Annotated in this window: 21 protein-coding genes, 3 tRNA genes and 2 pseudogenes; 13 read left to right on the top strand and 13 right to left on the bottom strand. The window is 71.7% G+C overall.

Going from position 1 to position 25,132, the window contains the following annotated elements:
* From ABD317_RS07485 to purM, 4 genes are all read left to right on the top strand, one after another.
* Nucleotides 1-518, top strand: a 518-nt coding sequence (locus tag ABD317_RS07485; RefSeq protein WP_344289002.1) for a sterol carrier family protein, incomplete at its 5' end; no start/stop codon positions are given.
* Nucleotides 519-561: 43 nt separating this feature from the next.
* A complete protein-coding gene (locus ABD317_RS07490; protein WP_344289003.1) occupies nucleotides 562-1,116 on the top strand; it encodes a YciI family protein in 555 nt (184 codons plus the stop codon).
* Nucleotides 1,117-1,213: 97 nt separating this feature from the next.
* Nucleotides 1,214-2,734, top strand: coding sequence for an amidophosphoribosyltransferase (gene purF, locus ABD317_RS07495; RefSeq protein ID WP_027754197.1), 1,521 nt, complete (start codon nucleotides 1,214-1,216; stop codon nucleotides 2,732-2,734).
* A 65-nt stretch (nucleotides 2,735-2,799) separates the two neighbouring features.
* Nucleotides 2,800-3,972, top strand: a complete 1,173-nt coding sequence (purM, locus tag ABD317_RS07500) for a phosphoribosylformylglycinamidine cyclo-ligase (RefSeq protein ID WP_344289028.1) — start codon at nucleotides 2,800-2,802, stop codon at nucleotides 3,970-3,972.
* Between the two features lie 86 nt (nucleotides 3,973-4,058).
* On the opposite strand, the gene ABD317_RS07505 is transcribed toward purM, so the two are convergent.
* Together ABD317_RS07505 and ABD317_RS07510 are read right to left on the bottom strand one after the other, a co-directional pair.
* Complete coding sequence (locus ABD317_RS07505) at nucleotides 4,059-4,322, bottom strand: DUF3073 family protein (protein WP_027754195.1); 264 nt, start codon at nucleotides 4,320-4,322, stop codon at nucleotides 4,059-4,061.
* Nucleotides 4,323-4,716: 394 nt separating this feature from the next.
* On the bottom strand, nucleotides 4,717-5,799 hold the full coding sequence (locus ABD317_RS07510; protein ID WP_344289004.1) for a Leu/Phe/Val dehydrogenase: 1,083 nt from the start codon (nucleotides 5,797-5,799) through the stop codon (nucleotides 4,717-4,719).
* 192 nt (nucleotides 5,800-5,991) lie between these two features.
* Between ABD317_RS07510 and ABD317_RS07515 the strand changes: the two genes are divergently transcribed.
* A complete protein-coding gene (locus ABD317_RS07515) occupies nucleotides 5,992-6,825 on the top strand; it encodes a DUF8083 family protein (protein WP_027754193.1) in 834 nt (277 codons plus the stop codon).
* A gap of 634 nt (nucleotides 6,826-7,459) precedes the next feature.
* Nucleotides 7,460-7,666 carry a developmental transcriptional regulator BldC gene (gene bldC / locus ABD317_RS07520; protein ID WP_003949541.1) on the top strand — a complete coding sequence of 69 codons (207 nt, stop codon included), beginning with the start codon at nucleotides 7,460-7,462 and terminating at the stop codon, nucleotides 7,664-7,666.
* Nucleotides 7,667-8,035: 369 nt separating this feature from the next.
* Here the strand turns inward: bldC and ABD317_RS07525 are convergent, their stop codons facing one another.
* The 3 genes from ABD317_RS07525 to hrpA form a co-directional block, all read right to left on the bottom strand.
* Entirely contained in the window at nucleotides 8,036-8,278 is a 243-nt protein-coding gene (locus tag ABD317_RS07525; protein ID WP_344289005.1) for a DUF6274 family protein, read from the bottom strand.
* Between the two features lie 297 nt (nucleotides 8,279-8,575).
* Nucleotides 8,576-8,650 (bottom strand) — tRNA-Asp (locus tag ABD317_RS07530).
* Nucleotides 8,651-8,720: 70 nt separating this feature from the next.
* On the bottom strand, nucleotides 8,721-12,836 hold the full coding sequence (gene hrpA, locus ABD317_RS07535) for an ATP-dependent RNA helicase HrpA (RefSeq protein ID WP_344289006.1): 4,116 nt from the start codon (nucleotides 12,834-12,836) through the stop codon (nucleotides 8,721-8,723).
* 186 nt (nucleotides 12,837-13,022) lie between these two features.
* Here hrpA and ABD317_RS07540 point away from each other — a divergent pair, with 186 nt between their 5' ends.
* Nucleotides 13,023-14,096, top strand: coding sequence for an ABC-2 transporter permease (locus ABD317_RS07540; RefSeq protein ID WP_425582304.1), 1,074 nt, complete (start codon nucleotides 13,023-13,025; stop codon nucleotides 14,094-14,096).
* A 470-nt stretch (nucleotides 14,097-14,566) separates the two neighbouring features.
* On the opposite strand, the pseudogene ABD317_RS37785 reads toward ABD317_RS07540, so the two are convergent.
* Nucleotides 14,567-14,956: pseudogene (locus ABD317_RS37785) on the bottom strand (hypothetical protein); the annotation flags it as partial.
* 69 nt (nucleotides 14,957-15,025) lie between these two features.
* Here ABD317_RS37785 and ABD317_RS07550 point away from each other — a divergent pair.
* Complete coding sequence (locus tag ABD317_RS07550) at nucleotides 15,026-15,694, top strand: methyltransferase domain-containing protein (RefSeq protein WP_344289008.1); 669 nt, start codon at nucleotides 15,026-15,028, stop codon at nucleotides 15,692-15,694.
* Nucleotides 15,695-15,701: 7 nt separating this feature from the next.
* Here ABD317_RS07550 and ABD317_RS07555 read toward each other — a convergent pair.
* Nucleotides 15,702-18,178, bottom strand: a pseudogene (locus ABD317_RS07555) (Tn3 family transposase).
* Between the two features lie 297 nt (nucleotides 18,179-18,475).
* Between ABD317_RS07555 and ABD317_RS07560 the strand changes: the two are divergent.
* Complete coding sequence (locus tag ABD317_RS07560) at nucleotides 18,476-19,000, top strand: hypothetical protein (RefSeq protein WP_344289009.1); 525 nt, start codon at nucleotides 18,476-18,478, stop codon at nucleotides 18,998-19,000.
* 52 nt (nucleotides 19,001-19,052) lie between these two features.
* On the opposite strand, the gene ABD317_RS07565 is transcribed toward ABD317_RS07560, so the two are convergent.
* The 3 genes from ABD317_RS07565 to ABD317_RS07575 are packed head-to-tail and all read right to left on the bottom strand — an operon-like array spanning nucleotide 19,053 to nucleotide 22,058.
* On the bottom strand, nucleotides 19,053-20,645 hold the full coding sequence (locus tag ABD317_RS07565; RefSeq protein WP_344289011.1) for a tyrosine-type recombinase/integrase: 1,593 nt from the start codon (nucleotides 20,643-20,645) through the stop codon (nucleotides 19,053-19,055).
* 4 nt (nucleotides 20,646-20,649) lie between these two features.
* On the bottom strand, nucleotides 20,650-20,982 hold the full coding sequence (locus ABD317_RS07570) for a helix-turn-helix domain-containing protein (protein WP_344289012.1): 333 nt from the start codon (nucleotides 20,980-20,982) through the stop codon (nucleotides 20,650-20,652).
* Complete coding sequence (locus ABD317_RS07575; protein ID WP_344289013.1) at nucleotides 20,979-22,058, bottom strand: tyrosine-type recombinase/integrase; 1,080 nt, start codon at nucleotides 22,056-22,058, stop codon at nucleotides 20,979-20,981. Before ABD317_RS07575 ends, ABD317_RS07570 begins: the two co-directional genes overlap by 4 nt.
* Before the next feature lie 257 nt (nucleotides 22,059-22,315).
* Here ABD317_RS07575 and ABD317_RS07580 point away from each other — a divergent pair, with 257 nt between their 5' ends.
* Nucleotides 22,316-22,501 carry a site-specific integrase gene (locus ABD317_RS07580; protein WP_344289014.1) on the top strand — a complete coding sequence of 62 codons (186 nt, stop codon included), beginning with the start codon at nucleotides 22,316-22,318 and terminating at the stop codon, nucleotides 22,499-22,501.
* Entirely contained in the window at nucleotides 22,498-22,788 is a 291-nt protein-coding gene (locus ABD317_RS07585) for a tyrosine-type recombinase/integrase (RefSeq protein WP_344289016.1), read from the top strand. Before ABD317_RS07580 ends, ABD317_RS07585 begins: the two co-directional genes overlap by 4 nt.
* Before the next feature lie 89 nt (nucleotides 22,789-22,877).
* On the opposite strand, the gene ABD317_RS07590 is transcribed toward ABD317_RS07585, so the two are convergent.
* From ABD317_RS07590 to ABD317_RS07600, 3 genes are all read right to left on the bottom strand, one after another.
* A tRNA-Phe gene (locus ABD317_RS07590) sits at nucleotides 22,878-22,951 on the bottom strand.
* A 54-nt stretch (nucleotides 22,952-23,005) separates the two neighbouring features.
* Nucleotides 23,006-23,083: transfer RNA gene (locus ABD317_RS07595), tRNA-Asp, on the bottom strand.
* Between the two features lie 119 nt (nucleotides 23,084-23,202).
* Nucleotides 23,203-24,108, bottom strand: a complete 906-nt coding sequence (locus ABD317_RS07600; RefSeq protein WP_344289017.1) for an amidohydrolase family protein — start codon at nucleotides 24,106-24,108, stop codon at nucleotides 23,203-23,205.
* 106 nt (nucleotides 24,109-24,214) lie between these two features.
* Between ABD317_RS07600 and ABD317_RS07605 the strand changes: the two genes are divergently transcribed.
* Both ABD317_RS07605 and ABD317_RS07610 read left to right on the top strand, forming a co-directional pair.
* Nucleotides 24,215-24,703, top strand: a complete 489-nt coding sequence (locus ABD317_RS07605) for a VOC family protein (RefSeq protein ID WP_344289018.1) — start codon at nucleotides 24,215-24,217, stop codon at nucleotides 24,701-24,703.
* On the top strand, nucleotides 24,700-25,131 hold the full coding sequence (locus ABD317_RS07610; protein WP_344289019.1) for a YciI family protein: 432 nt from the start codon (nucleotides 24,700-24,702) through the stop codon (nucleotides 25,129-25,131). Before ABD317_RS07605 ends, ABD317_RS07610 begins: the two co-directional genes overlap by 4 nt.
* Nucleotide 25,132 lies beyond the last annotated feature (1 nt).

A 25,132-nucleotide genomic window follows, 5' to 3' on the forward strand; every position in this document is an offset into this window, starting at 1 on the left:
CCGACCGCATCGCCGCGGAGCACGGGACCGGGCCCGACGCGCTGGCCGCGGCGCTCGACGCGGCGGCGGCCCGACTGGCGGCGGCCAGGCCCGAGGCCGTACGCACCGACCGGCTGCTGCCGCACCGCTTCGGCCCGATGACGGCCCTCGACCTGACCGTCACCCGCCTTGTCGAGTTCGTCGTGCACAGCGACGACCTGGCCCGCGCCACAGGCGTCGACATCCCCCTGGACCGGGACGCGGTCGCCGCCGTCGTCCGCGTCCTGGCGGACGCCCTGGCGGCGAAGGCCCCGGGCGCGGCGGTGGAGGTCCGCATCCCGCCGTACGCGGCGATCCAGTGCACAGAGGGCCCGCGCCACACCCGCGGCACCCCGCCGAACGTGGTGGAGGCGGCCCCGCTGACGTGGATCCGCCTGGCGACGGGCCGCACGGACTGGGCCGTGGCCCTGGCGGAGGGCGCGGTCACGGCCAGCGGCGACCGGGCGGACCTGTCGCCGGTCCTCCCGGTCCTCGCCTGACCGGGCACGACGGTGCCGACGGCGGGTGTAGAAGACTGAGGCCATGGAGTTCTTCTGCTACCACCGTGACCGGCCCGGCTCCCTGGAGCTGCGGTACGAGCTGCTGGAAGAGCACTGGTCCTACATGGACCGGTACGCGGCCGAGATGATCGCCCGCGGTCCGACGCTGAGCGCCGCCGACGGTGACACCCCCACCGGCAGCGTCCACATCCTCGACCTGCCGGACGCCGCCACCGCCCGCGCGTTCGCCTTCGACGAGCCCGGCTACCAGGCGGGCGCGTACCGCGACGTGCTGCTGCGCCGCTGGCGCAACGCGCTGGGCCGCACGATGTGGGACTTCCCCGGCGGCCGCACCGGCGGCAGCCGCTACCTCGTCCTGGGCCTCGGCGCCGCCCCGGCCGCCGACCTCGACCCGCCCCGGGACCGGGACGACCTGATCGCGTACGGCCCCCTGCTGTCCGACGACGGCACCACCTGGCTGGGCACGGCCGCCCTGCTCCATGCCCCGGACCGGGAGACGGCCCGCGCGCTCCTGACCCCGAACGCGTACGCGTCCGTCGAGGTCCACAACTGGCAACCCGGCGGCCGTCCCTCCTGAACCGGGCCGGCACGGGCCCGCCCGGAGGGTGGGACGTGATCCGGGCCACGTTCTTGCCGTTCGGGTGCCTGGGCCAACCTGCCTTAGACTCGATGACGTGCCACGTGGTGACGGACGACTCAGCCACGACCTGCTTCCCGGCGAGAAGGGCCCCCAGGACGCCTGCGGCGTCTTCGGCGTCTGGGCCCCGGGCGAGGAGGTCGCCAAGCTCACCTACTTCGGACTGTACGCACTGCAGCACCGGGGACAGGAGTCCGCGGGCATCGCGGTGAGCAACGGTTCGCAGATCCTCGTTTTCAAGGACATGGGCCTGGTCTCGCAGGTCTTCGACGAGACCTCCCTCGGCTCCCTCCAGGGCCACATCGCCGTGGGCCACGCCCGCTACTCGACCACCGGTGCCTCCGTGTGGGAGAACGCGCAGCCCACCTTCCGGGCCACCCCGCACGGGTCGCTCGCGCTCGGTCACAACGGCAACCTGGTCAACACCGCCGAGCTGTCCGGGATGGTCGCCGCGCTGCCGCCGGACGGCGCTTCGCGCGGCGGGCGGGCGGTGGCGACCAACGACACCGACCTGGTGACCGCGCTGCTCGCCGGGCAGGTGGACGACGACGGCAAGCCGCTGACCGTGGAGGACGCCGCGCCGCTGGTGCTGCCGCGGGTCAAGGGCGCGTTCAGCCTGGTGTTCATGGACGAGCAGACGCTCTACGCCGCCCGGGACCCGCAGGGCATCCGGCCGCTGGTGCTGGGGCGGCTGGACCGGGGCTGGGTGGTGGCGTCGGAGACCGCCGGGCTGGACATCGTCGGGGCGAGCTTCATCCGGGAGGTGGAGCCGGGCGAGCTGATCGCGATCGACGAGAACGGGCTGCGCGCCAGTCGTTTTGCCGAAGCAAAGCCCAAGGGGTGTGTCTTCGAGTACGTGTACCTGGCCCGCCCCGACACCGAGATCGCCGGCCGGAACGTGTACCTCTCCCGGGTCGAGATGGGCCGCCAGCTCGCCGCCGAGGCCCCCGCCGACGCCGACCTGGTGATACCCACGCCCGAGTCCGGCACCCCCGCGGCCATCGGGTACGCGGAGGCCAGCGGCATCCCGTACGGGGCCGGGCTGGTCAAGAACAGCTACGTCGGCCGGACCTTCATCCAGCCGTCCCAGACGATCCGGCAGCTCGGCATCCGGCTGAAGCTGAACCCGCTCAAGGAGGTCATCGGCGGCAAGCGCCTCGTCGTGGTGGACGACTCGATCGTCCGCGGCAACACACAGCGCGCGCTCGTCCGCATGCTCCGCGAGGCCGGCGCCGCCGAGGTGCACGTGCGCATCTCGTCGCCGCCGATCAAGTGGCCGTGCTTCTTCGGCATCGACTTCGCCACCCGCGCCGAGCTGATCGCCAACGGCGCGTCGGTGGAGGAGATCGGGCAGTCGCTGGGGGCGGACTCCCTCGCGTACATCTCCACCGACGGGATGATCGAGGCCACCGGCATCCCTAAGAACAACCTCTGCCGCGCCTGCTTCGACGGCGAGTACCCGATGGAGCTGCCCGACCCGGAGCTGCTGGGCAAGCACCTGCTGGAGACCGAGGTCGCCGGCGGGCCCGACGCCGCCGACGCCCTGCGCCGCCCGTAGGCCCCTCTCCGCGCCGGCTGCCGGACGCGTACGACGTGCTGACCTACCCGGAGGACCCCAACGCCATGTCTGGTGCCAGCCAGCCCCCCGCCCCCGACGCCGCCCCCGCCGCCGGCTCTTACGCGGCCGCGGGCGTCGACATCGGGGCCGGTGACCGCGCCGTCGAGCTGATGAAGGAGTGGGTGCGGAAGACCCGCCGGCCGGAGTCGGTCGGCGCGCTCGGCGGCTTCGCCGGCCTCTTCGACGCCTCCGTCCTCAAGCGCTACGAGCGCCCGCTGCTCGCCTCCGCGACCGACGGGGTGGGGACGAAGGTCGCGGTCGCGCAGCGCATGGACGTGCACGACACGATCGGGCACGACCTGGTCGCGATGGTCGTCGACGACCTGGTGGTCACGGGCGCGGAACCGCTGTTCATGACGGACTACGTCTGCGTCGGCAAGGTGGTCCCGGAGCGGGTGGCGGCGATCGTCAAGGGCATCGCCCAAGGCTGCGTGCTGGCCGGCTGTGCGCTGGTCGGCGGCGAGACGGCGGAGCACCCGGGGCTGCTGGGGCCGGACGAGTACGACGTGGCCGGCGCCGGCACCGGCGTGGTCGAGGCGGACCGGGTGCTGGGTGCCGATCGCATCCGTACGGGGGACGCGATCGTCGCGATGGGCTCCTCGGGCCTTCACTCCAACGGGTACTCGCTGGTGCGGCACGTGCTGCTGGACCGCGCCGGCTGGGCGCTGGACCGGGCGGTGCCGGAGTTCGGCCGCACGCTCGGCGAGGAGCTGCTGGAGCCGACGAAGATCTACTCGCTGGACTGCCTCGCGCTGCTGCGCGCCACCGAGGTGCACGCCTTCTCGCACGTCACGGGCGGCGGCCTCGCCAGCAACCTGGCCCGGGTGGTGCCGGAGGGGCTACGGGCCGTGGTCGACCGGGGGACGTGGGCGCCGGGCCCGGTCTTCGACGTGGTCGGGGAGGTGGGCCGGGTCGAGCGGGCGGAGCTGGAGCGGACGCTGAACATGGGCGTCGGCATGGTCGCCGTCGTGCCGCAGGAGTCGGTCGACGTCACGCTCGCGCTGCTCGCGGACCGCGGGGTCGACGCCTGGGTCGCCGGCGAGGTGCGCGAGGCGCGGGCAGCGGCTGACGGCGAAGGGGCCGGCGGAGAGAGGGTCGGCGGAGAGGGGTTCGGCGGAGACGGGTCCGGTGGCGGAGAGGCCGGCGGCGTGGTGCTGACGGGGGACTATGCCCGCTGACCCCGTCGCCCCCGGCCGGTTCGGGGCAGCAAAAAGGGCCCGTCCGGGGGTGTCCCCGAGCCGAGCTCCGATTTGCTGCCTGCGGTTCAGGCCCCGCGACGCCGCTCCGACGAACCGGCCGAGTCCTCGCCGTCCTCGTCGTCCTCGTCGTCGTACAACTCGGCATAGCGTGCATACAGGTCGTCGTCGGACGGCTCTTCCTCGACCTGCTGCTGCTGTCCGTTTGACGGCTCCTTCGCCGTCGATGCGCCCAGCTCTTCGGCAAGGCGTGAGAGGTCAGTCCCACCGCTGTTGTACTTCAGCTGGCGGGCGACCTTCGTCTGCTTGGCCTTGGCCCGGCCGCGCCCCATGGGTCGACCCCCTCAAACGACGGGGCTCGATGGCCCCAGAGTCTGACACGCGTTCATGATCGGATGCGGACCCTCGGTGAGAGGGACCGTCCATCGGGGTTCAACGGTACCTGTTTCTGCACCCTGACGGTACGTCGCTCGCAGCACAGGCCCCGCCGCCGATCCCGGTGAAGCCCGCGTCCCCGCTGGTCAAGACCCGATTCTATCGTCTGACGAGGAGCGACCCGCCGCGCGGTGGTGACATGCGTTACGTGCCGCCGATCCTTTGCCTTGGTGAACGTTCTCGCAGGGCTCGGGGCGGGCCGACGTGCGCCCCTTCGCCCGCTCCGGCGCGCGCCCGCCCGGCGCCCGGGCGCGCACCCGGGCGCCGGGCGGGCGAAAGAGCGCCCGGCGCTCAGCCCCGGCGCCTGGCGTCCGCCATGCGCTGCTCCGCGATCCGGTCCGCCGCCACCGCCGGCGGCACGCCGTCGGACGCCGCCCGGCGGAATATCTCCACCGTCGTGTCGAAGATCCGCGCGGCCTTCGCCCGCGCCCGGTCCATGTCGAAGCCGTGCAGCTCCTCGGCGACCTGGATGACGCCGCCCGCGTTGACCACGTAGTCCGGGGCGTAGAGGATGCCGCGGTCGGCCAGGTCCTTCTCCACGCCCGGGTGCTCCAGCTGGTTGTTCGCCGCGCCGCAGACGGCCTTCGCGGCGAGGACCGGCACCGTGTCGTCGTTCAGGGCGCCGCCCAGCGCGCACGGCGCGTACACGTCCAGCGGCTCGCGGATCAGCGCGTCGGTGTCGGCCGCGACCGCCACGCCGGGGTGCGCCGCCAGCACCCGGTCCACGGACGCCTGCCGCACGTCGGTGATCACGACCTCCGCACCGTCCGCGACCAGGTGGTCCACGAGGATGTGCCCCACCTTGCCGACCCCGGCGATCCCGACCCGCCGCCCGCGCAGCGACGACGTGCCCCACAGGTGCTCGGCCACCGCGCGCATGCCCTGGAAGACGCCGAACGACGTCAGTACGGAGGAGTCGCCGCAGCCGCCGTTCTCGGGGGAGCGGCCGGTGGTCCACCGGTTCGTACGGGAGACCACGTCCATGTCGTGGACGTACGTGCCGACGTCGCACGCCGTGACGTAGCGGCCGCCCAGCGAGGCGACGAAGCGGCCGTAGGCCAGCAGCAGGCCCTCCGTCTTGTCGGTCTCGGGGTCGCCGATGATGACGGCCTTGCCGCCGCCGTGGTCGAGGCCGGCCATGGCGTTCTTGTACGACATGCCGCGGGAGAGGTTCAGCGCGTCCAGCACCGCGGCCTGCTCGGGGTCGTCCGCCGAGGCGTAGGCGTGGAAGCGGGTGCCGCCCAGGGACGGGCCCAGGGCGGTGGAGTGGATGGCGACGACCGCCTTGAGGCCGGTCTCGCGGTCCTGGCACAGGACCACCTGTTCATGGCCGCCCTGGTCGGAGCGGAAGAGTGTGGAGAGAACGTCGGTCACGGTGGTGACTCCGGTTTGGTCGCGGGCTGCTGCCCTCCAGGGGTGGGGAGGGCAGGTAGTGGCATAAGCGTAGAACGGCGCCCGCCTTCCGGGACCCCCGGCGGGGTCGTGGGTCCGGGAGCGTCCCCCCGGAGGACTCAGCACCATAGTCTGCGGGAGACTCGGGTACGTAGCTGGGAGAGGGGAGAAGGCGTGGCCGTGGTGTCGTCATTGGTGATCCCGTACGCGACGTACCTGCGCGTGTACGAGCCACTGGCCGCCTTCCCCGAACCCGAACGCACCCACTGGTACCGCTACGCCGCCCGCGAGGCCACCCCCACCAGCCAGGACGAGCTGCTGCGCGCCCTGGCCGGGCTGGCCGGCACCCCGCCGACGGCGGCCCCGGCGCACGAGAGCGGGGACGCCTTCGTCGCCGACGTCGACGGCGTGACGTGCGTCTGCCCCTGGCGCACCCGGCTGCGCAGCTGGCTGGCGCTGGACGAGCTGGTCGACGAGCTGCCCCGGCCGGTGCTGGAGGCGGCGCTGCCCGAGGTCGTACGGGAGCAGGCGCTCGCCGACCACGCCCGCTGGCGGGTGGCGAACCCGGACGCCCGGCCGTGGATCAGGTCGGCGGTGTGGACGGTGCCGATGCGCTGGTTCGTGCTCTTCTCGGACGACGAGAAGGAGTACGAGACAGGCGCGCGCACGCTGCTGCGCTACCGCACGCCGATGGTGCAGGCCAGGCGCCGGGTCGCGCGCGGGCTGAAGGCGCTGCGCGACGCGGTGGGGCAGGCGCCGCTGGTCGAGGGGCTCGTGGACGTCGGCAAGTGGCTGGAGGAGTTCCATCCGCGGTCGCTGGTGGAGCTGGACTACGGCGGGCTCGTGCACGTGCTGCCGAAGGAGCACCTGGCGGAGGACCGCTCGGCGGCCGAGGTCGCGGAGGGCCTGGCGGCGCTGGCCGCGGGGGACGAGGAGCGGGCCGGGAGGGCGTACCAGCGGCTGACGGACCGTTGGAGCGCGGTGCGCGAGCGGCAGTTCGCCAGCTAGCGCCGGTGGCCGTCGCGGCGCGTGCGGCGGAGGGCGGGAGCGCGGGCGTACGGGGCGCCGAACCCTCCGGCGTCGGGCGGGCGCTGGACAAGCGCTCTCTAGTGCGACGAACAAATCCGGACTAGTGTCCCGCCATGCCCCGGCGCGGAAGGGGCCGTTCGGCCCCCGGCCCCCGGGGCCTTCGTCCCGGACGAAGGTCCCGAACCAGGCTAATTGGTCAAGCGTGATGGAAAGCACGTACCTGGGTCTTGCCGTCAACGCGTAGCCTGGGTGACGATATAGGGCAAGGAGTCCAGATGGGGTATGTTCCGTCCAACTTAGGGTGGAATGCCGAGCATTGATCCTCTCGTGGGAGGCGTTGTGACCCCTGGTGGTGCTGTGACTGATCGTCACGATGGCGTGACTGTCCGCTATGGCCCGGTCCAGCGGGATCCGTCGAGGTTGAACACCTCAGAGGGCAATTCCATCGGTTTGGCCGACGCCGCTGGACAGATGGTGTAGTTGTAGTGCCGAGGACAAGCCGTTCGTCCTATTACCGACTCGACCCCCGTTGGCCATATCGGTCAACGAGGGTCAAGGTGCAGAATTTAGAGGAAAGAACCGAGAAGGTTCGGTTCTCCCGAGGAGGCCGCTCATGACCGCTCGCACCCCTGACGCCGAGCCGCTGCTGACCCCCGCCGAGGTAGCCACGATGTTCCGCGTTGACCCGAAGACGGTCACGCGCTGGGCGAAGGCCGGCAAGCTCACGTCGATCCGCACGCTCGGCGGGCATCGCCGCTACCGCGAGGCGGAGGTCCGCGCCCTGCTGGCGGGTATTCCGCAGCAGCGCAGCGAGGCCTGACCCACCCGCGTCGTCGGGGCTGGCCGGGACCCCCTAGCCCGGCTCACCGCCCTCTCGGAACGCGGGCGACGCAGCGTCGTCGATCGCGCTGGACTCCGCCGGGTCCAGCGCGATGTGCCGCACGGCCCCCAGTGGCCGCCCTCCCCGGGGCGGTTGCCGGGGGCCGTTCGCGTGCGTGAGGCGGGCGGGGCGGGGGTGGATGAGGGTGCCCGTCCGGGCAGGGGTGCAATTGCATATACAAAATTGACCCGACCTAAGGGGGGTGTAAATCCCCCTCTATCGAAACCGAATTAGTGATCCCCGTCACAGCCGGGCCGCCTTGCGGGCCTGGTAATCATTGCGATATTGATCCCCCTGCCAACTCCCGGCCTACTCCGCCGGCGTCGCCTCGCCCGGGCCCGCCGGGCCTGCCGGGTCCGGGTCCGTCGCGTCACCGTCCACCGCCGCGTCCTTCGCGTCCTTCGCGTCCGCGATCTCGGGCGACGACTCCATCGCCAGCCGCAGCAGCCGGCTGCAGACGGCGCAGTGGGGGGTGAGGTGCCCGTAGGACGACGCGGCGGACAGATGGGCGCGCAGGAGGGCCTTCGTCTCGTGCCGCACGGTCGTCGTCATAGCCCCTGGGTACCCAGTGGCCGGACGGCCGTCAAGGAATCGAGCAGCCGGTCTAGACCGCGTACCAGCGGTAACGCGTCACGGGAGGGGCAGAAAGCCTCCGCCGTGACGGCGGAGGCCGGTGGGGTTGGGGAGATTATGCGATCCGGACGGGACCTGCTGCGTCTGTCAGCGGCTTCGCCGCGGGCGCGGCCTCGGACACGGCCGCGGGAGACTGTGCGGTCCTGACGGGATTTGCTGCGTCTGTCGGCGGCTTCGTCGCGGGCGCGGCCTCGGACATGGCCGCGGGAGACTGTGCGGTCCTGACGGGATTTGAACCCGCGGCCTCCACCTTGACAGGGTGGCGAGCACTCCAAACTGCTCCACAGGACCTTGCGTGCGCGAATGCGCGTGCATGACTCTACCCCAGCGCGAGCCCCCGGTCGAACCCGGTTCCGGCGGCTCAGCGGGCCGGCGGAACCAGCGCGTCGACGGCCTTCACGATCCGCTTGTCGGAGACCGGGTACGCCGTCCCCAGCGCGTGCGCGAAGTAGCTGACCCGCAGCTCCTCGATCATCCACCGCACGTCCCGCACCGCCCGCGGCACCGGCCTCCCCCGCGGCTGCTGCTCCAGCAGCCACGCGTACTCGTCCTGCATCTCCTTGACCTTCGCCATCCGCGCCCGGTCCCGCTGCGCGTTCGTGGGGAGCTGCTGCAGCCGGCGGTCCGCCGCGACGAGGTACCGCAGCAGGTCCGGCAGCCGGCCCGCGCCGTGCTCGGTGACGAAGCCGGGCTTCACGAGCCACGCCAGCTGCTCGCGTACGTCCGCCGCGGACTCCGTCAGCACGGGGCTCCTGACGGCCCGCAGCCGCCCCTCGCAGGCGTGCCAGGCTGCCAGCACCTCCTGCACCTGCCGGATGGTCTGCATCGTCGCGTCCACGATGTCGGCCCGTACCGCGTCGAAGAGCTTGCGGAAGCCCTCCTCGTCCCACGCGGGGCCGCCGCGGGCGGCGATGAGCCGGTCGGCGGAGGCGGTGACGCAGTCCTCGAAGAGGGCCTGGACGCTGCCGTGCGGGGTGCGGGAGAGGGCCAGCTTCGCCTGGTTGGACAGCGTGTTGTTGGCGAACTTCGCGGGGTTGGAGGGAAGTTGGAGCAGGATCAGCCGGCGGGTGCCGGCCCACATGGCCGCGGTCTGCTCCGCCTCGGTGTCGTACAGCCGCACGGCGACGGACTCGCCCTCGTCCACCAGCGCCGGGTACGCCTTGACGGTGTGGCCGGAGAATGGGGTATCCCCTGCTTGAGCGGAGCCGAGAGCTTGGGGAAGGGTCTCGAAGGTGCGGGGGAGGGTGCCGACGGTCCACGACGTGAGGCCGGTGCGCCGGTCGAGCGCGGGCCCGCCCTCGGCGCCCGCCGGGCCGCCGCTGCGGGCGCCCTTCCCGCCGGCCCGTCCGCCGCCGCCCGCCGCGGCCTCGTCGAACGCCCGCGTGATCGCCGCCTGCGTCCGGGGCTTCAGCCTGAGCCGCAGCTCCTCCAGGTCCTTCGACTCCGCCAGCTTCCGGCGCCGTTCGTCGGTCACCCGGAACGTGATCTTCAGGTGGTCCGGTACCCGGCCCCAGTCGAAGTCCTCCGCCGTGACCGGCACCCCCACCATCCGCTGCAGCTCCCGCGCCAGCGCCGTCGTCAGCGGCTCCTGCACCGGCTGTGTCTGATCGCGTCCCTCCGGGGACGACGCCCGCTCCAGGAACGCCTTCGCGTAGTTCGGCGCCGGTACGTAGTTGCGCCGGACGGGCTTCGGCAGCGAGCGGATCAACTCGGTGACCACGTCCTCGCGCAGCCCCGGGATCTGCCAGTCGAAGCCCTCCGGGACGACCTGGTTGAGGATCTGCAGCGGTACGTGCACGGTGACGCCGTCCGCGTCCGTGCCCGGCTCGAACTGGTACGTCACCCGCAGCTTCAGCTTCCCCTGCCGCCACGCGTCGGGGTAGTCGTCCTTGGTGACGCCCTCCGCCTGCTCGTTGATGAGCATCGACTTCTCGAAGTTGAGCAGCTCCGGCTCCGCGCCGTCCGCACGCCGCTGCTTCTTCCACCAGGAGTCGAAGTGCGCCCCGGACACGACGTCCTCCGGGATGCGCTGGTCGTAGAAGTCGAAGAGGGTCTCGTCGTCCACGAGGATGTCGCGGCGGCGGGCCCGGTGCTCCAGCTCCTCGACCTCGGTGAGGAGGCGGCGGTTGGCGGCGAAGAACCTGTGGTGCGTGCGCCAGTCGCCCTCGACGAGCGCGTGCCGGATGAACAGGTCGCGGCTCGTCTCGGCGTCGATGCGGCCGTAGTTGACCTTGCGCCGGGCCACCAGCGGCACGCCGTAGAGGGTGACGCGCTCGTACGCCATGACCGCGGCCTGGTCCTTCTCCCAGTGCGGTTCGCTGTACGTGCGCTTGACCAGGTGCTGCGCCAGCGGCTCGACCCACTCGGGCTCGACCCTCGCGTTGACCCGGGCCCACAGGCGGGAGGTCTCGACCAGCTCGGCCGACATGATCCAGCGGGGCGGCTTCTTGAACAGCGCGGAGCCGGGGAAGACGGCGAACTTCGCGCTGCGCGCGCCCAGATACTCGTTCTTCGCGGCTCCTTCTCTCCCGCCCTCCCCCCCTGCGTTCTTGAGCCCGATGTGGGAGAGCAGCCCCGCGAGCAGCGAGCGGTGGACCAGCTCGGGCGCGGCGTCGTGGTCCGCGTCGGCGTGGATGTCCATGCCGCGGGCGATCGTGCGCAGCTGCGCGTAGATGTCCTGCCACTCGCGTATGCGCAGGTAGTTGAGGAACTCACGCTTGCACATGCGGCGGAAGGCGGACGACGACAGCGCCTTCTGCTGCTCGCGCACGTAGCGCCACAGGTTGAGGAACGTCAGGAAGTCGCTGGACTCGTCGCGGAAGCGGGCGTGGTGCTGGTCGGCCTGCTGCTGCTTGTCGGCGGGGCGCTCGCGCGGGTCCTGGATGGACAGGGCGGAGGCGATGACCATGACCTCGCGCACGCAGCCGTTGCGCTCGGCCTCCAGCACCATGCGCGCCAGCCGCGGGTCGACGGGCAGCTGGGCGAGCTTGCGGCCGGTCTGGGTGAGCCGCTTCTTCGGATCCTTGCGGTCCGTGTCGAGGGCGTGCAGCTCTTCGAGGAGCTGGACGCCGGCCTTGATGTTGCGGCTGTCCGGCGGGTCGATGAAGGGGAACTTCTCGATGTCGCCGAGGCCGGCGGCGGTCATCTGGAGGATGACGGACGCCAGGTTCGTCCGGAGGATCTCGGCGTCGGTGAACTCGGGGCGGGCGAGGAAGTCCTCCTCCGAGTACAGCCGGATGCAGATGCCGTCGGCGAGCCGGCCGCAGCGGCCCTTGCGCTGGTTGGCGCTGGCCTGCGAGATCGGCTCGATGGGCAGGCGCTGGACCTTGGTGCGGTGGCTGTAGCGGGAGATGCGGGCGAAGCCGGTGTCGATGACGTACCGGATGCCGGGGACGGTCAGCGAGGTCTCGGCGACGTTCGTGGCCAGCACGACGCGCCTGGTGCCACCGTGCCGCTGGAAGACGCGGTGCTGCTCGGCGTGCGAGAGGCGGGCGTAGAGGGGAAGGACCTCGGTGCCGCGGAGCTGCTGCTTCGCCAGCGCGTCCGCGGTGTCGCGGATCTCGCGCTCGCCGGAGAGGAAGACGAGGATGTCGCCCGTCCCGTCGCCCTCGGCCTGCAGCTCGTCGACGGCGTCGCAGATGGCGGTGGTCTGGTCGCGGTCGGCGTCCGTCTCCTCGCCCTCCTCCACGAGCGGGCGGTAGCGCACCTCGACCGGATACGTACGCCCGCTGACCTCGACGATCGGGGCGTCGCCGAAGTGCCGCGAGAAGCGCTCCGGGTCGATGGTCGCGGAGGTGATGACGACCTTGAGGTCGGGGCGGCGGGGGAGGAGGCGGGCGAGGTAGCCGAGGAGGAAGTCGATGTTCAGGCTGCGCTCGTGCGCCTCGTCGATGATGATCGTGTCGTACTGGCGCAGCTCGCGGTCGGTCTGGATCTCGGCGAGCAGGATGCCGTCCGTCATGAGCTTGACGAGGGTGTCGCCGCCGACCTGGTCGGTGAAGCGCACCTTCCACCCGACCGCCTCGCCGAGCGGGGTGCGCAGCTCCTCGGCGACGCGCTCGGCGACCGTGCGGGCGGCGATGCGGCGCGGCTGCGTGTGGCCGATGAGGCCCCGTACACCGCGGCCCAGCTCCAGGCAGATCTTCGGGATCTGGGTCGTCTTCCCGGACCCCGTCTCGCCCGCGACGATCACCACCTGGTGGTCGCGTACGGCCGCGAGGATGTCGTCCTTCTTCTGGCTGACCGGCAGCTCCTGCGGATACGACACCGGGGGCACCGCGGCGCGCCGGCGCTCGGCGGTCAGCTCCGCGGCGTCGACGGCGGCGGCGATCTCGGCGAGCACGGCGGCCCGCGCCTCCGGCTTGCGGACGCGGCGGGCGCCGTCGAGGCGGCGGCCGAGCCGTTGCTCGTCGCGGAGCGTGAGCGCGGAGAGGCGGGCGCCGAGGTCGGCGAAGCTGGGGGCGGCGGAAGTGGACATACGGAGTCAAGGATCTCACCCGGGCGGGGGCGGCGGCGAATCATTTCGGCGGCGGCTCGAACAGGGCAAAAGCCGTATATCACACTAAGCTGGTCGTCTGTGACCGGGGACGAGCGGCGGCGGCGACGGGGGCGGGCGGGGTCGCGGGCGCGGGTGCTCCGCACGCACGTACGCCCGCGCCCCCGGCTGCGCGGCACGCGCCGGCTGCGGCCCGCCGCCGTCCTCCCGCAGCCCGTACCCGAGCAGATCCGCGCCTTCCGCGCCGGGCCCTTCCTCACCCCGGTGGTCCTGGCCCTGCTCCTCGCCGCCGTCGCGGGGCTCTTCGCCGGTTCGTACACCGCCGCCATGGCCAACCCCACGCCGCACAACCTGCCGGTCGCCGTCGTCGGCGACGTCGACGCCGAGCCGGGCGCGCGGGCGTTCGTCAGCGGCCTCGAAGACGCCATGGACGCCTCGGTGGAGCTGCGCCCGTACGGCACGTACGCCCAGGCCCGGGACGCGGTGGAGGAGCAGCGGGTCTTCGCGGTCCTGCGGGTTGCGCCGGACCGGATGCGGGTGGACCTGTCGGGCGCGGCGGGCGCGTCGGTGGCGCAACTGCTGACCGAGGAGGCGCCGCGGGTGGCGAAGCGGGTCGGGGTGCCGCTGACCGTACGGGACATCAAGCCGATGCAGTCCGGCGACCCGCAGGGGCTCGCGCTCTTCTACATCTCGCTCGCGGCGGTGATCGTCGGCTTCATGGGCGCCATCCAGCTGAGCGTGCACGCGCGCACGCTGAACCCGGCGGAGCGGATCGCGTTCACGGCGGCGTACGCGCTGCTCGGCGGCTTCACGATCTACGCGGTCGTCGACCTGCTGCTGGGGGTGGTGCGGCTGCCGTTCCCGCAGTCGTGGCTGACGCTGGCGCTGACGATGTTCACGTCGGGGATGGTCTTCACCATGTTCAACACCCTGATGGGGCGGTGGGCGATCCTCCCGACGTGGGTGGTCATGGTGCTGATCGGCAACCCGTCGTCGGGCGGCGCCGTCTCGTGGCCGCTGCTGCCGTCGCCGCTGGGCGAGATCGGCCGCTGGCTGCCGCCCGGCGCGTCGGTGAACGCCCAGCACACGGCGGTGTACTTCGCGGGGCACCAGCACCCGTTCCCGTACCTGGTGCTGGCGGGCTGGGCGATCGCCGGCACGGCGGTCTTCTGGACCTGGCGCCACCGCCACCCGGGCGGCCGCGACCCGGGCCCGGCGGCGGGGGCGCCGCCGGAGCCGTAGCGGGGCGGGGGCGATTGCCGCTTCCGGGACAATGGCGGCATGGGTACGGAGCGGGCCTTGCCCCCTGGTCGTCCGCCGCCCCTGCGGCTGCCCGCAGCGGGGGCCGGGCGTCAGCCGCCGCCCCCGCCGAGGTGCCGCTCGGCGAGCGCGGCGACCCGGGCGGCGCGGCCCGCCAGGGCGGGATCGCGCCGTGCGGCGGCGTGCGCGAGCCGGGTCACGTCGTCCACCCAGGCGCCGCCGGCCCGGCCGTCCTCCCCGATCCGTTCGAACCCCCGCTCCAGCAGCCCCCCGGCCTCGCCGTCCCGTCCCCGGGCCACGGCCTTCACGGCCCCGACGGCGTTGGCCAGCGCACTGGCCGGCCGCGACCACTCGCCTTCGCGGGCGCGCGCGGCCGGGTTCCCCGCGTCGTAGTGCGCGTCGTCCGCGACCGATGCGGTCCGTACGTCCAGATCGAGCCGCCAGAAGAGCGGCAGCCCCGCAAAGCTGACGAACAGCACGCGGCGGCGGTCGGAGCGGTAGAAGTCCGGGTCGACACGCACCCCGTCGACCGGCCGGACCCCGCCCAGGGCCGCCACCGCGCGTGCCAGGCAGTCCGGGAACCGCGCGTCCGGCACGACCCACGCGATGTCGATGTCGCTGAAGGCGTCCGCGGTGCCCGCCCCCAGTGAGCCGATCAGCCGCGCATCCGAGCCGGGGCAGCTGCGCTTGAGCGCGCCGCACATCTCGGCGGCCAGGGCGGCCCGCCGGGTCTCACTCGTCCATCCCTTGTGCTCGCGGATGCCCTGCCACACCAGCCAGGCGCCGCCGATCTCGAAGAGGGCGGCGACGACGAACAGGGCAACGGAACGAGCGACAATCACCGAGGAGAACCGCCATGCCGGACCCTGCTGCTGACCTGCGCCCCCACCGCGCCAGTCCACGCCGCCGCCGTGTTCCGTGCTGCGGGGGCCCGCGACGTGCTGGAGCTGGGGGCCGGGCACGGCCGCGACGCGCTGTTCTTCGCCCGCGAGGGCTTCACCGTCCAGGCGACCGACTTCAGCCCCGTGGGCCTGGAGCAGCTGCGTGACGTGGCCTGCTCCCAGGGAGTCGATGAGCGGGTGGCCACCGCGGTGCACGACGTGCGCGAGCCGCTGGCGCTGCCGGACGCCTCGGTGGACGCGGTCTTCGCGCACATGCTGCTGTGCATGGCGCTGTCGACGAAGGAACTCCACGCCCTGGTCGGCGAGGTCCGCCGTGTCCTGCGGCCCGGCGGGACCTTCGTCTACACCGTGCGGCACACCGGCGACGCCCACTACGGAGCCGGCACCGCGCACGGTGACGACATCTACGAGCACGGCGGCTTCGCGGTCCACTTCTTCGGCCGCGACCTGGTCGACGCCCTCGCCGACGGCTGGACCCTGAACGAGGTCCACGCCGATGGCACCGGCCTGCTGTGCGTCACCCTCCTGCTGAGGCTGCGCGCACGCATCGCCGACGCAGCGGCGGGCACGGTCGTCCACGTCATCGCCACCGACCCCGCCGCCCCGCTCGACCTGCCCGCCGACGCACGACCCACCCGGCCGGACGCCCCCTGGCACCCGGCCGCGACGGGCCGCTGAACGCTTCTCACTCCTCGTCGACTGCGTCCATGTCGCGCAGGGGCCGCAGGCCGCCGGGCAGGTCCGGCAGGGAGAAGGAGTAGCGGCCCAGCATGTTGATGTGGTGCCGCACGAACGGCGAGAGGCGGGCCACATCCTCATCCCGTACGCCGAACCCGTCCGCCCGCAGCTGGGCGACGGCGGCGTCCATGTAGCGGGTGTTGAACAGCACCAGGGCATTGAGGACGAGACCGAGGGCGCCGATCTGGTCCTCCATACCGTCCTGGTAGCGCTGGTAGAGCTGCCCGCCCCGGCCGTGGAAGATCTTCCGCGCGAGAGCGTGGCGGCCTTCCTGGAGGTTGGCCTGCACCTTGATCTGGCGGCGGTAGCCCGGCTCGTCGGCCAGGCGCAGGATGTGCAGCGTCTTGGCGATCCGCCCGTAGTGCGCGATCGCGTCCCCCAACGGCGTCGGACGCCCGTCCCGGGAAAGCATCCGGATCACGTCGTAGGGCCCCGTGGTCGGCCGTGCGGTCGATGCGCCACATCTTCTGGTCCGGCAGGTCCGCCAACTGCGGCGCGTACGCGAACCCGGCGAGCGTGAGCAGCCCGAACACGATGTCGCTGTAGCTCGCCGTGTCGGTGACGATCATCTCCGGGCGCTTGCCGCCGTCGCGGTCGTAGAGGACGTCCAGCACGTACAGCGAGTCGCGCGGGGTGCCGGCCACGACCTTCCCGCCGAGCCCCGCCGCCTGGTCGTTGATCACGTTCAGCCACGTTGCGCCGCCCCGGCGCCCGAAGTACTTCGGGTTCGGCCGCGCGTACACGCTCGGCACCGGCACCACGAACCGCATCCCGTCCCCCGACGCCACCAGCCCGCCGCCCCACGCGCGGGCGAGGCCGATGGACGCCTGGTGCTCGATGAGGGTGGCGTTGGCGGCCCGTTAGGTCGCCAGGCGCAGATACGTCTGGTCGACGTGGGACAGCCGCCCGTACTTCAACGCGTCCACGCCGCTGATGACCGGGGTGTAGCCGACGTTGCAGCCGTGCGCGACCAGCAGCGCGGCGATCGTGACGTGCAGGTCCTTCAACCGGGCCTCGCCGCCGGTGACCCAGGTGAACGCGGTGTCGGCGCCGGTCCAGGAGAACACCTCCAGCAGCACCTCGGACAGGTCGACTCGGGGCAGCATCGCGTTCACCGCGGCCCGCAGATCGAGCAGGGAGGCCGGTTCGGGCTCCGGCTGAAGGGCGGCGAAGTGCAGCCGGCCGTCGTCGTCGAACACGATCTGCGCGTTGTCCGGCAGCCGTCCGGCGACCTCCCGGTAGGTCCCGTCGAGCAGCGCGGCCCGCGCCGCCAGGTGCTCGTCCGCCGCGGCCGGCAGCCCGAGGGAGGCCAGCACGGTGGGCTTGGCCTGCTCCCACGCCTGGCCGGCCAGCAGCTTCGCCCGCGGGTCGCCCCACTTGGAGGAGTTCTTCGCGAATACCTCCCGCCGACGCAGCATCCGGTGGAACTGCTCCAGCACGCAGAACACGTACGCCTTCCAGTCCACCGTGCCCGGCTCCAGGTGCGGGGCGGCCAGCACCAGGCGCCGCCACGACCCCACCAGCAGGCCGGTGTCGATCTCGGCCGGGCCCACCTTCTTGCGCCCCATCAGCTCCGGCAGCGACTTGAGCGCGGTCGGCGCCGGCAGCCCCTCCGGAGCCGCGCCGAAATCGACCACCTTCACCAGCAGCTTCAAGAACGGCCGGACCGTGCCGAACCGGGTGACCAGCATCGACCGCCATGCCTCGTCCGCATCCGAGTCCAGCGGCGGCGTCAGGGTCTTGATCTTCTCCTTGACCGTCTCCCGCTCCGCCTTGGCCAGCAGCTTCGTCGCGATCAGCACTTCCAGCAGGTCCAGCGCGTCGTCCACCGCCCGGGTCGTCAGGTAGACCGCGGTAGCCAGCAGCGTCGCCAGCCGCCGCGAATCGCCATGCCGCCGCAGCAGCGACGCCTTGCCGTCCACCCCGTACCGCGACAGCTCCGCCAGACGCCGCGGCGGAACCGCCGAACAGCCCGTACAAGGCGTCCCACAGCCGCTGGTTCGCCGCCTCCCGCACAGAGGCGACCAGCCGGGCCAGCGTCGTCACCCCGGGCAGCAGCACCCGGCGCTCGCGCAGCCAGCCGGCCGCCGCGTCGAACAACGCCTTCGGGCCCTCGCCCGTCGTCCAGGCCCGCGCGTCCACCCACGCCCGCAACTCCGGCTCCGCCTCGGCGAGCTCCCGGTACCCCAGGACCCGCCGCAACTCCCGCACGTGCTCCAGCCGGGTGTTCTCCCGCTCGCCGTACGCCTTCAACACCGACGCGTCCCCGATATCGAGCTGCTCGGCGAGGTAGTCCACCACCTCCACCGGCACGTCCGTGGGGTCGTCCAGGAAGAAGAACCGCTCCAGCTCCGTACGCGACGGCGCCCCACGGAACGCCGCGTACGCGGCAGCCTGCTCATCCGTCAAAAACTCGACCGGCACCCCGGACCTCCAGACAATCGATCAATACGACTGCCGAAGGTTCGACCCCCACAGAAGCCCAGGTCAAAACCCTCTCAGCACCGGGCAGAGCTTAGCGCCGGTTTTCGTTCCGATGTTCCTCAAGCCCCGCGAGGCCCGCGAGTTCGCGGAAACTGAAGGTCTTTTCGCGGGAACCCGAGGATGGGCGGTCGTGTTCTCGTGGGTTCGGCCTCCGGTTCAGGCGAACACGCGGGGTGGGTGCCGAGCGGGCCCGCCCCTGGGTGCCTTCCCTGGAAACGTGCTGACACCGTAGGAGTCATGAGAGCAGAAGGAACGACACCGGAACCGGAAACCTCTATGCAGAATGGGCTCACATCTCTGGGTGAGGTGGCGTGCCGTTATCAGGCGGATGAGATACGCCCAGAGGATCTGCCGATGATCGCTGCTGAGGCGCTCGCAGCCGGACTGGACACCCCAACACTGTGCGAGCTCGCCGGTTGGCCTCGCAACGCGGATGCCCGCGATATTCGCGACGCGTTCGAGCAAGCACTTGCCGAGTCCGGGATCGGGTTGCCGGATCGGAGCCTGGCACGGCGCCATGCTCTGCGCCGGATGGCGGCGAGACTCATCGATGGAGAGATAACTCCCGCTGACCTGACGACGGACGACTGGTGGGAGACGGAGGTCGAGACCGCGGCGGAGCAATCGTTCGTGGCGCTGATCCCGCAATGCGATTGCTGCATCGAGTACACGTTGGGGCTTGACCAGCAGACGTGGGCGGCCCAGCTGCGGAACGCTGCCCTCGCCCTGACATCGTCTCCGCCGATCGGTCCCGGATGCTGACTCTGCCTGGCGTGCTCATCCTCAGCAAAGGCGTGGACTGGTCAAGCAGACTTCACTGAAGTGGCTGTTCAGCGGCCTGGTGCAGCAGCGCCCGTGCGGAGTCCGCGTAGCGCATCGCGGTCTTCTCGTCGAGCCCGAACACCTCGGCGAGGTGGAGCGGGTCGGGCCCGTGGGTCATGGCCTCTTCGAGTTGCCGGTCGACCCGGAGCCGTTCCAGCGTCGCGTCCTGCCCGCGCATCGCGGCGCTGATCCAGTGGTTACTGGCGCGGCTGGTCTTCGTGGCGGTCTGGTTGTTGATCAGTAGGTGGAGGTTCGCGGTGTTCGGCCACCGGCGGCGCCGGTGCTCCAGCCAGTCCAGCAGCAGCTTCCGGGTGAGATCGTCGAGCGGGCGGACACGCCCGGCGATGGTCAGCCGCCGGTTGCCGAGGTCGACGTCGTCGAGCATGAGGTTGGCGATCTGGGCAACCCGGGCGGCGTGGACCGCTGCGAGGGCGAGGATGAGCCGCGTCGCCGGGGTGGTGGCCGCCGCGACGGAGCGGTCGACCTGCTCGGGGACGAGCGGTTGCAGCACGGCGTACTCGTATTGCCCGACCTTGATCCGACTGGTGGGGTTGCGGAAGATCAGCCCATTCCGCTTGGCCCATGTGAACAGCGAGCGCAGGGCGACGAGTTGGTCGTGGCGCTGGTGGCCGTGCAGTGTCTTGATGTAGGTGAGGACGTCGTCGCGGGTCACCTCGCGCAGGTGGTCGTAGAGGTTCGACCATTCCAGCAGGGCCGGGCGAACTCGGTTGAGGTAGAGCCAGACCGTGCCTTCCCGTCGCGGGAGGCTGCGGGGGCCGCCGTCGCGCAGGACGCGGGTCCAGCGCTCGGCCTCCGAGCGGATGCCGGGTGCGAGACCCTCCAGCCTCTCGGCGAGCCAGCGTTCGAAGGAGGGTTCGCTGTCATCCTCGAAGATCTCCATCTTGTCCAGGACCGTGACGGTGTGGCCGACCGGCAGGTCCAGGGCCCGCAGCGGGGCGAAGATCTCCGTGTGCCGGATGACGTCGCCCTCGACGTAGCCGGTGAGGACGAGGGCCAGGCCGCGGTTGACCGCGAAGCGGATGTTACGTCCCCAGCCGCGGGCCTCGGCGAGCCGGTAGGCAAGATACTTTGCCCAGGCCAGCCACGGGCTGGTCAGATCGGCGTCGGCCAGAGCGAGCCGTCTGTAGTCACGGGGGATCTGTGCGAACAGCGGTAGCTGCCGCCAGCCGGCATCCGGGCGCCAGGCCGGTGAAGAAGGTGGCTTGGGCGGGGTTCCCCGCCGTCCTCCGCGCGTCCGAGCCGCGGGGGTCGGTCTCCTGCGGTAGTGCATCCCGACGAAGAACAGTTGGTGATGCCGGACGGCGGCGAGCCGGTCCCGCACGTCCGTCTCGTCCGTGGGCCGGCCGACGACGGCCTTCGCACTGAGGCGGGCCTGGCACCAGCACAGGCGGCAGTAGTTCCACTTCAGCGGCTGGACGCGGTGGCAGCCGGTGCATGCGGCCGCGTCGTGGCCGCGGCCGAACATGTAGCAGGTGGGGCAGAGGCGGCCGCTGAAGTTTCCCCAGGCCAGGCAGCTGTCGCAGGAGTCGGTGGGCTTGACGTAGCCCTTCGGGAACCGTGCCATCGGCTCACTCCGGCGGCAGCGACCGGCCGTCCCGGCGCTTGGGGATCACCTTCGGTGCGGCGGTTCCCGCACCGACCGCGGCCCGTTCGGTCTCCTCTGCCTGGCCAGGGCGGCGGACCTTCTCCGGTTCGGGGATCAGCAGGTCTCCGATCTCGCAGCCGAGGACCACGCAGATGACGTCCAGGTCCTCCAGCTTGAGCGAGACCGGCTGGCCGGACCACAGCCCGGACATCTTGCCGGCCGAGATCACCAGGCCGTACTCGGCCAGGCTCCGCTGGAGCTCGGACGCCTTCCAGATACCCTTGTTCGCGGCGGTCAGCCGCAGGTTCCACCTCATCGGGCCAGTCCTTCCAGCCGCTTCGCGGCCCGTTCCATCCCGGCGACCCAGGCGTCCTCGACCCGGGTCTGCTGCACGTGGATATACCGCATGGTCGTAGCGATCCAGGAATGTCCTAAGACCTCCTGGATAGCGAGCAAGTCCAGCCCGTTTCCGTAGAGTTGGGACGCGCAGAAATGCCGCAGGACGTGCGGTGTCAACCTGTCCGTCCAGCTCGCCAGATGAGCCTGGACCGCGTTGTCGAGCCCGTTGCGCAGGGCGTCGTCGCCGACCCGGCGGGCGGAGCCGTCGGTGTTCTTGCGCTCGGAGGGGAACAGCGGGGCACCAGGGCGAGTGTGATCGTCATCGAACTGGCCCCACACGTCTTCGATGAACCACCGCAGTGTCCGGTCGGCACCGTTGATCAGCGGAACCATCCGCTCGCGCGGCCCCGAGCCGCGGGCCCCCTTGCCGTGGCGGACGTGGAGTTTGCCGAAGCGGCCCAGGTCCCACTTGATGTCGTCCAGGTCGAGCCCACATGCCTCGCTCACCCGCAGGCCGACCTGGGACATCAGCTTCGAGGCGGTGTAGTTCCGGGCGGTGGGGGCGAACTTCCGGCAGGTGGCCAGCTCGCCGCCCCAGCCGGTGAATAACGTCCCGATCTCCGGTTCACTCGGCGGAATCCGCAGCTGGGCGTCCTTAGCCCCGCGCGGCTGGTTCATCTCGTCGATCGGGCACTCGACCACCCGGCCGGTCATCCGATGGATCTCGACCTTGTGCCGCAGCTCCAGGAACATGAAATACGTGCTCAACGCCTGCGACCGGCCCAGCCGGGTGCCGCTGGGCGAGTGCCGCAGAACCTTCCCGAAGTACATGTCCGCGTCAGCGGGCTCCATGTCCCACAAGGGCCGGCCGAACCAGGTCCTGATCTGATCCAGGTGACCGACGTCCCCGCGGATGGTGCCGTCCGCCAGCCCTGCTGAGGCCCGTGCGAGGACGAACCCGGACAGCACATCGGTCTCGAACCGTTCCAGCTCCTCAGCCGACGCGGGCGCCCAGTGCTCACGCAGGTCCCGTACGACTGCCAGCGCCGCCAACCCGAGCCTCCTCACCTTCGACCGGACTGCGAATCGGTCGGACGAGATGAGAACGCTTCAAGAATCCCGAAGTTACGTCACAAGCCGACAGAGCACACGAAGGAGGAAGAACCCCCTGGCCACGGGCCCAGGGACTCAGCGGGGCTCAGGGGAACTCACGGGATGTCGCACAGTACAGCTCCGGGAAGGGGCTCGGTGTCGCCGAGGCTCGCCGTCTCCTCAGGCGTGCCACGCACGACCGCTTCTACGCCCTGTACGTGCTGGCCCTCGTCATGGGGATGCGGCGGGGCGAGATCCTTGGGCTCCGCTGGGATGCCGTGGACCTCAACCGGGAGACCCTGACCGTGGAGCGCTCGCTACAGCGAGTCGACGGGCGGCTGACCCTGGTCAAGCCCGAGACGGAGTCGTCGGAGCGCACCATCCCCCTGCCTCCGATCGCGTGAAGGCGCTCACCGAGCACCGCGAGCGGCAGGAGCGAGAGCGGGCCGACGCCGGCGAGGCATGGAAGGACTACGGCCTTGTCTTCACGACCCGCGTCGGGACGCCGGTCGAGCCGGACAACCTCCGGCACTCGGCTGTCTCGCTCCTGCTCGACCTCGGGGTGCCGCCGCACATCGTCCGGCAGATCGTCGGCCACAGCGACATCGGCGTGACGATGAAGGTCTACGCGCACGCCTCTCTGGACGAGCAGCGGAAGGCCCTCCGGCGCCTCGGTGACCAGCTCGGCTGAGGACCCGTTGGCGTACGGGTTGGCGTAAACGGCACGACAAAGCCCCCTCCGTGATCTTCGGAGGGGGCTTTCGTGCTGCTCAGACGCTGTGGCTGGGGCCGGGGTCGAACCGGCGACCTTCCGCTTTTCAGGCGGACGCTCGTACCAACTGAGCTACCCAGCCCGACGGCCGGGGACCGGGGTCCCCAGTCGGGTGGCCCTCGGGTGGGCCCGAGGGTGGCGGTCCTGACGGGATTTGAACCCGCGGCCTCCACCTTGACAGGGTGGCGAGCACTCCAAACTGCTCCACAGGACCAGGCTTGTGCGAGCCCTAGTCTCGCACAGAGTGATGCGTGATCCCTACCGGGATTCTCCGCCGTCGGCTACGGGCCGTGACGTCGCTGGATCAGCGTAGCAGAACCCCGCCCGGGTCCACTAAACGAGCGGAGGGCGGTCCGGCAGGCCGAAGAGGCGGGCCGCGTTGTCGTGGCAGACCGCGCGGAGCCAGTCCTCGCCGAGGTCCGGTGCCGTGAGGGCGGACAGGGCGTCCGCGTAGGTGTACGGGATGTTCGGGAAGTCCGTGCCCAGGAGGATCCGGTCGCGCAGGGCCGCCAGGCGGGGGCGGGCGCGGGGTGGGAAGGGGGCGGCGGACTCGGCGAAGGGGGTGAAGGCCATCGTCGTGTCGAGCATGACGTTCTCGTGGCGTTCCGCCAGGGTCAGGAAGTCCTCGTACTCCGGCATGCCGAGGTGTGCGACCACCAGCCGCAGCCGCGGGTGGCGCTTCAGCAGCGCCGCGATGGGGGCCGGGCCGGTGTGGGGGCCCGGGACGGGGCCGGAGCCGCAGTGGGTGACGACCGGGAGGGCGGCGTCGGCGAGCAGGGTCCAGACCTCGTCGAGCACGGGGGCGTTCGGGTCGTACGCGCCGACCTGCAGGTGGCACTTGAAGACCCGCGCGCCCTGGGCCATCGCCCGCCGGACGTCGTCCGCCGCGCCCGGCTCCGCGAAGAAGGTGGCGGTGTGCAGGCAGTCCGGGGTGCGGGCGGCGAAGTCGGCGGACCAGTCGTTGAGCCAGCGGGCCATGCCCGGTTTGTGCGGGTACAGCATCGACGTGAAGGCGCGCACCCCGAAGTCGCGCAGCAGTCTCACCCGCTCGGCCTCCTCCTGCCGGTACGCGATCGGCCAGGGGCGGCCGACGAGCGGGCCGGCGGCGTCGAAGTAGGCCCAGACCTTGGCCAGCACCCGCTGCGGCATGAAGTGGGTGTGCACGTCGATCAGGTGCTCAAGACCCAGCGCGCGGCGGAACGCGGCCACCCGGTTCTGCTCGACGTCGATGCTGGTCACCAGACTCTTCTTCCGCTTGTTCCGCCGTAGTGTCGAAATCGCACCTCCGCCGATCGTCCAACAGTCGGGGGCCGTACGGAAAGCCGCCCCCCGTGAGGAGAGAGCAGTGAACCAACCGAAGTACATGCCGGCCGGCAGCCATCGCGTCACCTCCTGCCTGGTCATCCGCGGCGCCGCCAAGGCGCTGGACTTCTACGCGGACGTCTTCGGCGCCACCGAGCGGATGCGCTTCGACGGCCCCGACGGCAGCGTCATGCACGCCGAGATCGAGATCGGCGACTCGGCCCTCATCGTCGAGGAGGCGTCGGCGGTGATGGGGACGCAGGCGCCGCCGCCCGGAGGGCTGGAGGGCTCGCCGGCCTTCCTGTACGTGTACGTCGAGGACGTGGACGCCGTCGTCGCGCGGGCCGTGGAGCTGGGCGCGGAGCTGAGGCGGGCGCCGGAGGACCAGTTCTACGGGGCCCGGGACGGGTATCTGATCGACCCGTTCGGGCACGGCTGGACGGTGGCGACGCACGTCGAGGACGTGGCGCCGGACGAGCTGGCGCGGCGCATGGCCGCGATGCAGGGCGACGGTGAGGGAGGCGGGTCGTGAAGTACGTGCTGCTGTTCGTGGACACGCCCGAGTTCCAGGACGAGCTGCAGGCGCTGAGCCCGGCCGAGCGGGCGCGGCTGTTCGAGCGCGTGGACGAGTGGTTCGCCGAGCACGCCGGGCGGCTGCGCGGCGGGCAGAAGCTGCGGGCGCCGGAGTCGGCGACGACGGTGCGGCTGGGCGGCGGTGAGCCGGTGGTCGTGGACGGCCCGTTCGTAGAGGGGAAGGAGGTGGTCAGCGGCTACGCGGAGGTCGAGGTGGCGGACCTGGACGAGGCGCTGCGGATGGTCGCCGACTGGCCCGGGTGCCCGGTGGTGGAGATCCGGCCGGTGGAGGTGCCGGTTCCGGGGAGCGTCCCGCAGGGCGGCGCCGGCCTCCCGGCGGGGGCCCCGCCGGGAGCGCCCGTCGGGACTTCCGGGCCGGTGGGCTGAC

It is taken from the genome of Streptomyces synnematoformans (assembly GCF_039531005.1).
Lineage (GTDB): Bacteria > Actinomycetota > Actinomycetes > Streptomycetales > Streptomycetaceae > Streptomyces > Streptomyces synnematoformans.

Excerpts from the sequence above, each read along its gene's own strand:
- ABD317_RS07560 (WP_344289009.1), top strand. The coding sequence starts at position 18,476 with ATGAGAGCAGAAGGAACGACACCGGAACCGGAAACCTCTATGCAGAAT.
- ABD317_RS07570 (WP_344289012.1), bottom strand. The coding sequence starts at position 20,982 with ATGAGGTGGAACCTGCGGCTGACCGCCGCGAACAAGGGTATCTGGAAG.
- hrpA (WP_344289006.1), bottom strand. The coding sequence starts at position 12,836 with ATGTCCACTTCCGCCGCCCCCAGCTTCGCCGACCTCGGCGCCCGCCTC.
- ABD317_RS07565 (WP_344289011.1), bottom strand. The coding sequence starts at position 20,645 with ATGGCACGGTTCCCGAAGGGCTACGTCAAGCCCACCGACTCCTGCGAC.
- ABD317_RS07490 (WP_344289003.1), top strand. The coding sequence starts at position 562 with ATGGAGTTCTTCTGCTACCACCGTGACCGGCCCGGCTCCCTGGAGCTG.
- bldC (WP_003949541.1), top strand. The coding sequence starts at position 7,460 with ATGACCGCTCGCACCCCTGACGCCGAGCCGCTGCTGACCCCCGCCGAG.
- ABD317_RS07505 (WP_027754195.1), bottom strand. The coding sequence starts at position 4,322 with ATGGGGCGCGGCCGGGCCAAGGCCAAGCAGACGAAGGTCGCCCGCCAG.
- purM (WP_344289028.1), top strand. The coding sequence starts at position 2,800 with ATGTCTGGTGCCAGCCAGCCCCCCGCCCCCGACGCCGCCCCCGCCGCC.
- ABD317_RS07525 (WP_344289005.1), bottom strand. The coding sequence starts at position 8,278 with ATGACGACGACCGTGCGGCACGAGACGAAGGCCCTCCTGCGCGCCCAT.